General features: G+C 39.7%; 10 protein-coding genes. 7 read left to right on the top strand and 3 right to left on the bottom strand.

The features are described from left to right. Window positions 1–6 precede the first annotated feature (6 nt). The 7 genes from JEP36_RS16525 (at window position 7) to JEP36_RS16555 (ending at window position 4777) form a co-directional block, all read left to right on the top strand. Window positions 7–402 (top strand): DUF5347 family protein, encoded by a 396-nt coding sequence (locus JEP36_RS16525; RefSeq protein WP_198630493.1) that lies wholly within the window; start codon window positions 7–9, stop codon window positions 400–402. 68 nt (window positions 403–470) lie between these two features. After that, the gene (locus JEP36_RS16530; protein WP_223878651.1) at window positions 471–677 is read left to right on the top strand and encodes a DUF2732 family protein; all 207 of its coding nucleotides are present in this window, start codon (window positions 471–473) and stop codon (window positions 675–677) included. After that, the gene (locus JEP36_RS16535) at window positions 670–891 is read left to right on the top strand and encodes a TraR/DksA family transcriptional regulator (RefSeq protein ID WP_196542370.1); all 222 of its coding nucleotides are present in this window, start codon (window positions 670–672) and stop codon (window positions 889–891) included. Before JEP36_RS16530 ends, JEP36_RS16535 begins: the two co-directional genes overlap by 8 nt. Before the next feature lies 1 nt (window position 892). Continuing rightward, on the top strand, window positions 893–1201 hold the full coding sequence (locus JEP36_RS16540) for a DUF3850 domain-containing protein (RefSeq protein ID WP_198630494.1): 309 nt from the start codon (window positions 893–895) through the stop codon (window positions 1199–1201). Beyond that, window positions 1201–2040, top strand: coding sequence for a DNA adenine methylase (locus tag JEP36_RS16545; RefSeq protein WP_198630495.1), 840 nt, complete (start codon window positions 1201–1203; stop codon window positions 2038–2040). Before JEP36_RS16540 ends, JEP36_RS16545 begins: the two co-directional genes overlap by 1 nt. Next, a complete protein-coding gene (locus tag JEP36_RS16550) occupies window positions 2040–2363 on the top strand; it encodes a DUF5405 family protein (RefSeq protein ID WP_129041120.1) in 324 nt (107 codons plus the stop codon). Before JEP36_RS16545 ends, JEP36_RS16550 begins: the two co-directional genes overlap by 1 nt. Then, a complete protein-coding gene (locus JEP36_RS16555; protein ID WP_198630496.1) occupies window positions 2363–4777 on the top strand; it encodes a replication endonuclease in 2415 nt (804 codons plus the stop codon). The genes JEP36_RS16550 and JEP36_RS16555 overlap by 1 nt, the downstream gene beginning before the upstream one ends. A 105-nt stretch (window positions 4778–4882) precedes the next feature. On the opposite strand, the gene JEP36_RS16560 is transcribed toward JEP36_RS16555, so the two are convergent. The 3 genes from JEP36_RS16560 to JEP36_RS16570 all read right to left on the bottom strand — a co-directional run. Further along, complete coding sequence (locus JEP36_RS16560; protein ID WP_198630497.1) at window positions 4883–5092, bottom strand: hypothetical protein; 210 nt, start codon at window positions 5090–5092, stop codon at window positions 4883–4885. A 619-nt stretch (window positions 5093–5711) separates the two neighbouring features. Next, complete coding sequence (locus JEP36_RS16565) at window positions 5712–6740, bottom strand: phage portal protein (protein ID WP_198630498.1); 1029 nt, start codon at window positions 6738–6740, stop codon at window positions 5712–5714. Then, the coding region (locus tag JEP36_RS16570) for a terminase large subunit domain-containing protein (RefSeq protein ID WP_198630499.1) at window positions 6740–8222 on the bottom strand (1483 nt) is incomplete at its 5' end. The genes JEP36_RS16570 and JEP36_RS16565, both read right to left, overlap by 1 nt.

Below are 8222 nucleotides of genomic sequence, written 5' to 3' on the forward strand. Positions count from 1 at the left end.
GTTGTTATGAATGCCGCGGAGCTTATCCAAGCAAGAGAGCAACTACAAGGCAATGATGATTTTTATCAGCCTAAAGTTGTAAAGCACTATCGCAATGATGGTCTTTCATTTGATGAGCGCGTCAGTGGTATGAATAAAACAGCCGAAGTTAGGGCTGATTTATTAAGTAAGTTAAATAAAAATAGTGATGATATTCAGATTAGTGAGTTTCTTGATTATTTAAAGAATGAAAATAGCCGTATATATCAGATGATTTATTACCTTGCTGAGATAGAAAAAGAAAAGAACGGAATAGATTATTTATTATTAAAGAGGAAAGATAAAATAAAAATAATTAATGCACTTCATCAAATAAAAGTATTGAGCGCATTAATCCCGAATAAATTAGCAATGCCTATTTAATTAAAATTAAAAAATAAATGACATTTATTTGTCAGGACTTTTTATATCTGATTATCAGAGGTCTGATTATGTCTAAAGAAAGTGATGTAACCGATTTAATTAATGCCGTTCGAGAAGATGAAAGAAAATCTCGGGCGGTTCTTTTTTCTGCCCGTTTACGCAAATTAGCATCAAAAGCACTAAGTGAACGAATGGAGCCTTCACAAGTATTTCAATTATTAGAAGGTGAAGCCGAGTCTATCGAACATCAAGCACAGGAATGGAATTATGTCTAAAGAAATGGATTTAGCCTGCGAACAATCACAGTTATTGCTTGATAAACAAATAAAAGCAGTAACAGGGCGTTACGTCGGTATATCAGCGTTTGAATGTGAAGATTGCGGTCGTGAAATACCCGAAAAGCGCCGTATTGCAGTAATGGGATGCACCCGCTGTGCGGATTGCCAGACAGTGTATGAGCTGAAATCTAAGCATTATCGGAGTGTTTAAGATGCAACGATATACGCATGAATTAAAAATAAACCCTCAATATTTCAATCAAGTACGTATTGGTGCGAAAAAAGCAGAATTTCGTCGGGCTGATAGAGATTTTCAGGTCGGCGATATTTTGGTTTTACGCGAATTTAATGCTATTCCACCAAGAGAATTCAGACACCTTTTTCATTATGGCGAATATACGGGAAATATTATTAGAGCGGTTATTACTGATATCACTTGTGTTAATTCCATTTATCCAGAGTTAGGCGATAAGCCTCAATTTGTAATGCTTTCATTTTCCATTCTTGAGGGGGATGAATAATGGCGAATAAAACCATTCTGAAATGGGCTGGCTCTAAAGTCCGTATCATGGATAAATTAATCCCGCACCTGCCAAAAACAAAACGTCTCGTTGAGCCGTTTGCGGGTTCTTGTGCGGTTATGATGAATACAGAATATGAAGAGTATTTAATTGCTGATGCTAATCAGGATTTAATCAATGTATATGAAATCATTGCAATACAATATTTAGGAGGCACGGCTAATAATCCTGTGCAAAGATATTTTTTATCTGAACTCGGTCGGATATTCAAAGATGGACATAATGAAGAAACATACTACGAATACAGAAAAAATTTTAATGAGAGTAATAAAGCGAAGCTAAATGCAGCATATTCATTTATTTATCTAAATCGCCATTGCTTTAATGGGTTATGCCGATATAACGCAAAAGGTGAATTTAACGTACCATTTGGAAAATATAAAAATGTTTATTTTCCAGAAAAAGAAATTTATCAATTTGCTGAAAAAGCCACTAATGCCATTATCGCCTGTTTAGAATGGCAAGATACTTTATCACTCGTTGATTTCGGGGACGGAGTTTATTGTGATCCCCCTTATATGGGAGATGAAGGTAGTTTTACTAAATATCATCACACTGATTTTACTCACGCTCATCAAATTGAATTAGCTCAAGCGTTAAAGGCATTAAATCAATCACAAGGTAACCCGATTACCGTCTCTAATTCCATTCATGCCAAAGAGCTGTATGCCAACCTTGGTTTTTTTATTCACGAGATTGATGCGCCTCGTTCTATTTCTGCAAATGGAAATCGCCAATCAGCAAAAGAAATTATCGCCGTTTTGCCGGAGGTGTGCTGATGGAACAGGGCTATGTTGATATTCAAGATCCAAAAAATGGGGTGCATATCACCGGCACCCGTTTTGCTATCGTTTATTGGAAAAAACAATTTGGGTTAATTGAAGTCACCTTTATTGATGGCCGTGTGCGCCGTGAAGTGATTGCGTGGTATGACTCAGCGGTCAATGTAACTGCTGGCGTTGTTGGTGCACATGTGAGTCGTGTTATTTGTGCAGAAATTCAGTCTATCTCTGAATTGATAGAGATAATGACTCACGTTGCTAAACTGTGCGAAACAGCCATTGAAATTATTGATCCGAAACGGTTAGGTGGTGTGCTGTAATGGCTGGCCGTCAGGATTTTTATAAGCATCCATACCAATACCCGCCTTTGGTTGGTAATTTTTTATCGACGGTTTCTTATTCCACTAATACACAACAGCCTTATTGGTGGAATGAGAAACAACATGAACCTGTTGTTTATGAAAGACCGCTTACCCGTGAGCAATTGGCTCAGGGGCAAGCGATTTTATTCGATATTGAAAAGCTACCTCGCTTTCTTAAATCCCGTTTATTTAAATACATCGAACATCTTAGAAAAGAGAAAACACCTAAAGAAGTTCATAACTGGCTAGTGTTTAAGTTTCATAAAAGTGTTTATCAGCGTTTGTTATCTGTTAATGCCCGCTATGGTTTGGCTAAAGACAAGCGCCAATTCTTGTTAGATAGAGATTTTGATCAAGCAATGTTCTTTAATCGCTTGCCCGATGCGCATGACAAAATATTGCGCCACATGGCGAAGACATTCGCTGATGCAAGTGACAACTTATTTGCTGAATTAGCTGATCAGGCAATTGCTGAAAATAACGGTGATCGTGAGGTTTTACTTAACCTAAAAGTGATTAACCCTATTTACCAACAATTAGGACAGTTAATTACCTATTTGCATGTAACGCCGTTGTTTTGGGGGAAGGCTCAAAAAGGGAAATTAACACCAGAAAATGCGTTGTCTGGGTTAAACCGGTTAGCAGATGAAAATTGGTGGCTTAAAAAGTTAAAGGCTCATCGTCAACGTTGGCGTGAGTCTTTGCACATTGCCTTTGGTGATGTGAATTCAGATAAGACGCCTTACGCCAGTAAAAATGCAGTACGTGAGGTCAGAGCGCAGCGTTTAGCAAACATGAATTATCTTGAAATGATGGATATTCAAGATGTTGAAACGGGTGATCGTTTTGATTTAATGGAAAAAGTATTAGCGAGTATCGCTAACCCTAAAATCCGTCGCATGGAATTAATGGCACAAGCCGCAGGCATTCAAAAAGTTGCGGAAGAACGGGGCGATATTGGTTTATTTATCACTTTAACCACACCTTCAAAATACCATCCCACCAAGCAAATTAACGTTTCTAAAGATGAGAAAAAGAAAAAAGTTCTCATTAACGAGAAATGGAATAACAGTGCATACACTCCGAAAGACGGTCAACGTTATTTAGTGAAGGTATGGGCAAAAATTCGCACTGCCTTTAAAGACAAAGGCATTAACTATTATGGGATCAGGGTTGTTGAGCCACATCATGACGCTACACCACATTGGCATATGATGATGTTTCTGGATAAATCTCAACGTGCATCAGCGATTGAGATCATGCGTAAGTACGCCCTTGAAGAAGACGGCGAAGAACGGGGCGCAAAGAAACACCGTTTTGAAGCAAAGCATTTAAATAAAGGCGGTGCTACGGGTTATCTTGCGAAATACATTTCAAAAAATATCGACGGTTATGCGTTAGAGGGCGAAGTTGATGACGAATCGGGAGAGTTATTAACCGAGGTTGCATCAGCCGTTACTGCGTGGGCATCAACTTGGCGTATTCCCCAATTTCACATGTTTGGCTTGCCGTCTAAAGGCGTATGGCGTGAGTGTCGCCGTGTTCGTGGTGTGAGTATCGCTGATAAGTTGGGTGATATAGCGGAAAAAGTAAGAGCGTCTGCCGATGCAGGGGATTTCGCTGCTTATATCGAGCACCAAGGAGGCCCTAACGTTAAGCGTAACCTACAAACATTATTAGTTGCTCGTACCGTTGCTGATGAGCCGAATTCTTATGATGAAGAAGTGATGCGCGTTATTGGGCTATGTTCACCATTGAAAAGCGGTGATTTAGTAAAAACACGTGAGCGTCAGTATCGTTTAGTCCGTAAATCTAAACAGGATATTGAGGCAATTGAGCATAAGCGTAAGTTAGAAACGGGTCGGGTTTTGACTTTAAAAAGCGCGATCAGCGCGCCTCGGAGTCCTGTCAATAACTGTGGATCGGGCAGTTCACTCGATATTAAAAACCCACATGATAGGGGCTTAAAATCGCCCGTATGGGGGATTTCTGAGCCTGATGTTTTTGACCTACGTTCACAATATAGCGATTGGGATAAATCATTTGGCGAGGTTTTAGAGCATAAAAAGAGTCAGCGGATAATTTCAACCGTGTCATTAAGTGAAAATCAGGCACGTTTGATACCTGAGTTTAAAGCTTTTGCCGAAAAAATGGGATTGGATTTACCGCCAGACACAATGTGGTCAATGGTGATGAATGGTATGCGCCTTAGTTATGGCGATGAAGTGATTTGGTTTGAAAATGGGAAAATTAAAATTTCATCAACGAAAAGCGAAAAAGTTAATTTTGAAGAAGTGAAGCAAAAGAATATCTCAAATACACGAGATAGGGTAATGGCTAAGGTTAATCGCTTGAAAAAGTTAACTATGTGAAAAATATACGAGCCACATTATCAGTAAACTCTGAATTATTTTTGTTCAGCGTCTACTAAGATAATGTTGCTCGTTTTTAAAATATACTTCATTATGGAAACTGATTTATTTATGATTTAGGTATATTGGCGGTACTTGTAACTTAAGTTCTTTTGATTCTTTAATAATAAGCAAAAATTCTTTTCCTTTAGGTGTTTTTAACCAATTATTTAGATTTTCTATTGTTAAATTAAGTGGCTGAAGTAATTTATTTATTTCTAATAAAAAAGTGTTGATAGTGTATAATAATGATTCTTTATTTGTTGTTTCAGACATATTTCCTCGCAATGGTTTAATCAATCAATTTTCTTGGTTTTGATAGTTTACACCAATTATAAAAACCATTCAAATACCCCCTCGCTCATGTGGTTTTTTCATACTTACATAAAGACTACACAAAATTATATTAAACTATTTTAAGTCATTTATTGCCATTTCTGAGCATACAATGTCACTCGAAAAATCATGCAACAAAGTGTAAAAAGCGCAAGATCAAAAAAGGATCAAACTTGCTTGAGCGCACCAGATATCACAGGCTTTTGTGGCGCTCATGCAGGTGCATAAAAAGAGGTCGATTTAGTGTGCGGGCGTGGCGGGGTCACGATTGCGTTTTGATGGGGTTGAAAACATTATTCCTCGCAAATTTCCAGCGCGTAGAGCGATTAAAACAAGAAAAAGATATCTGAATATCAAATAAATTACGTGCGCTTAAAATGGATTGTAGGCGCATTTTAATGCAGGTTTGAGAGGGTGAAAATTAGGCGGATTCGCCTTATCAGGATGTAAACGGTATAATAGAATTGGGTTACTATTATTATTAGTCAGACCGATACTTATACCTTACAGGTAAAAAAATACCGCCAGTGCTGGCGGTATTGTTCTTTGTGCGGTGAAGTTACTCGTCAGCCAATGTGTATTTATCAAACTTAATCACTTCTTCACCTAACCAATCATTAATCTGTAATATCTTGCTTTGCAGTGGTGCCAACTCATTACGAAAGAAAACCTTTGCCGCTTTCTCAACGTCACCAAAGCCACCGGTATTTTGTGGAATGATCCCCATCATTTGAGGTGGTACGCGGTGTGCCGCTAACATATCGTCACGGCTGACATTCTTGATATTAAGAAATTCATCTTTTGCCGCAATCTCACTTAGTGGAATAACTTGTACGCCGTCTTTCTTGCCGTTCGGTGCGTGGATAAACAAGTTGCGGAAATTGCCGGGACCTTTTGAGTTTTGCATTGCTTTACGGATTTTATCAATATCACTTTGGTTTTGTGATGCGTCACTGACGTATAAAATAAATCCGGCATGGCTTCCATTACGATAATACTTAAGGCGGAACAGGGTAGCCGCTTCATTCAGTAGCACTGACATGGTGGACGCCAGATATTCCGGTAACCCGTACAACTCTTGATTTAAATCGGGTTCGTATAACTGAAACACACTGCCGGGTTTAAACTCATAAGGTTGTGAGTCATAGCCATAACGTACAAACCAATAGCTATCATCGGCAACACCACGGCGGGTATATTTTGCAAGAGTCGGCGTGAGCTTTAATAAACTACCCGCCATGCTATTACGTCGTTCAAGATAAGCATTACCAAAGGTTAAGAAGTCGAGCGCAAACCGGCTAAAGTCTAACTTAGAGAGAAAACGGTTAGGCTGGAAGGTACTCACTAAGATATTACGTTTGACATAAATCGCACTGCTATGATGCGTTGCCGCACGAAACAGTTTTGATAACCCATCAAAGCTAATCGGTGGCTCATACCAATTATCAATTTGCGCACATTCTAGATAATCAAAAATTTCTCGTTTATCTAATACCGGAACGGGATCACCAAAGGTAAAGGCTTCCATACTGTTATTGGCGGTTGCCGTTTGTTGTGCTTTAAAACTCTTTTTATTTTTACGGCTCATCAATAAATCTCCACAATGTTATTACTGTTCTCGGTGGTGCCGGTTAATGGTTCGTTGAAAAGGGCGTGCATCGTTGCCCATGCAAGGTCAGCATGTCCGCTTTCTTCACTGCGTGAGGCTTCATAAGTAGGTCGGTTACCGCTTCCGGTGGTCGTACGGCGAATGGAAGTAAAAGATTGAATGATATCAACGCACTGTGCATCGAACTCTAAACGCCCGTGACTAATCACGTCATAGGCTTTAATGACTAAGGCATTTTTGACGTTCGGGTTATAAATAAACTCACGCGCAGCAGGAAAAAACTGGATGACATTCTGATAAACACCATGTCCTAAGCCGGTGGTATCAATCCCCATATATTCCACATAGAAACGTTCGGTAATTTTTTTAATGGCGTCAGCTTGTGCGCGAAAATCCATACCACGCCATTGATGGCGCTCTAATATGCGGAATTTTCCTCCTGGTACTTTCGGCGGAGCGATAACCACACAACCAGCACTATCACCATTTTCACCGCCTTTGCTTGGGTCATAGCCCACCCAAACCGGATTATAAGCATACGGTCGAAGGGCTAACGGTTGAATGTCATCCCACACCTCCCAACTGTCCACCATGCAATTTTGCATCATGTTAAAGTTGAATAGAGATTCGATATCATCCATAAAGTGACACATTAACAGGTTGTTATATTCGTCTGGGCTATACTCTTTTTTGAGTTGCTCTAAATCGAATAAATCACAACCGCCTCGCAACGCATCTTCAATATTGACGATTTGTCGCCACTGCCCATCCTCACATAAACGCCCATTCACTAAGGCTTCATGTGAGATATCAATATCAACCCTATCTTCTTTTTTGCGTCCGCGGTTATACAGCTTGCCCGACCAAAAGGGGTACGCTTCATGGCTCATGGTTGACGGTGTTGAAAAGTAGGTTTGTCGCCAATGTTTTTGTATGGCCATACCCGAAGTGACTTTGCGTAATTCTTGAAACTTGGGTATCCAAAAGGTTTCATCTAGATACAAGTTACCGTGATAACTTTGTGCCGTGCGGGCATTGGTGCCAAGGAAATAGAGCGTTGCACCGTTGCTCAACATCAGCGGGTCGCCTCTTAACTCAACATCAACCTCTAATGCCATTTTGATAATGTATTCACGGAACATATAGGCTTGCGCTTTACTGGCGGATAAGAAAACTTGATTCCGTCCGGTGGTCAGGGCATCAATAAAGGCTTCTCGCGCAAAGTAAAATGTTGCACCGATTTGACGGGATTTTAAAATATTGCGAATACGGTGATGACCGGCGCGATACCACACCTTTTGATATTCAAATAACGTATTGCGAAACTCATCTTCTAATTTTTCTATTTGTTCTTCTGAAAAGAAGTTTTTCTCTGGTTGACGGCGTTCGCCTTTGTTGCGGTTGGCAATCTTAGGGTTAAGGTCAGTTTCATTACCGCCGTTTTGATATTTTCTGATCCGC

It is taken from the genome of Proteus sp. PR00208 (assembly GCF_016238545.1).
Taxonomy (GTDB): Bacteria; Pseudomonadota; Gammaproteobacteria; order Enterobacterales; family Enterobacteriaceae; genus Proteus.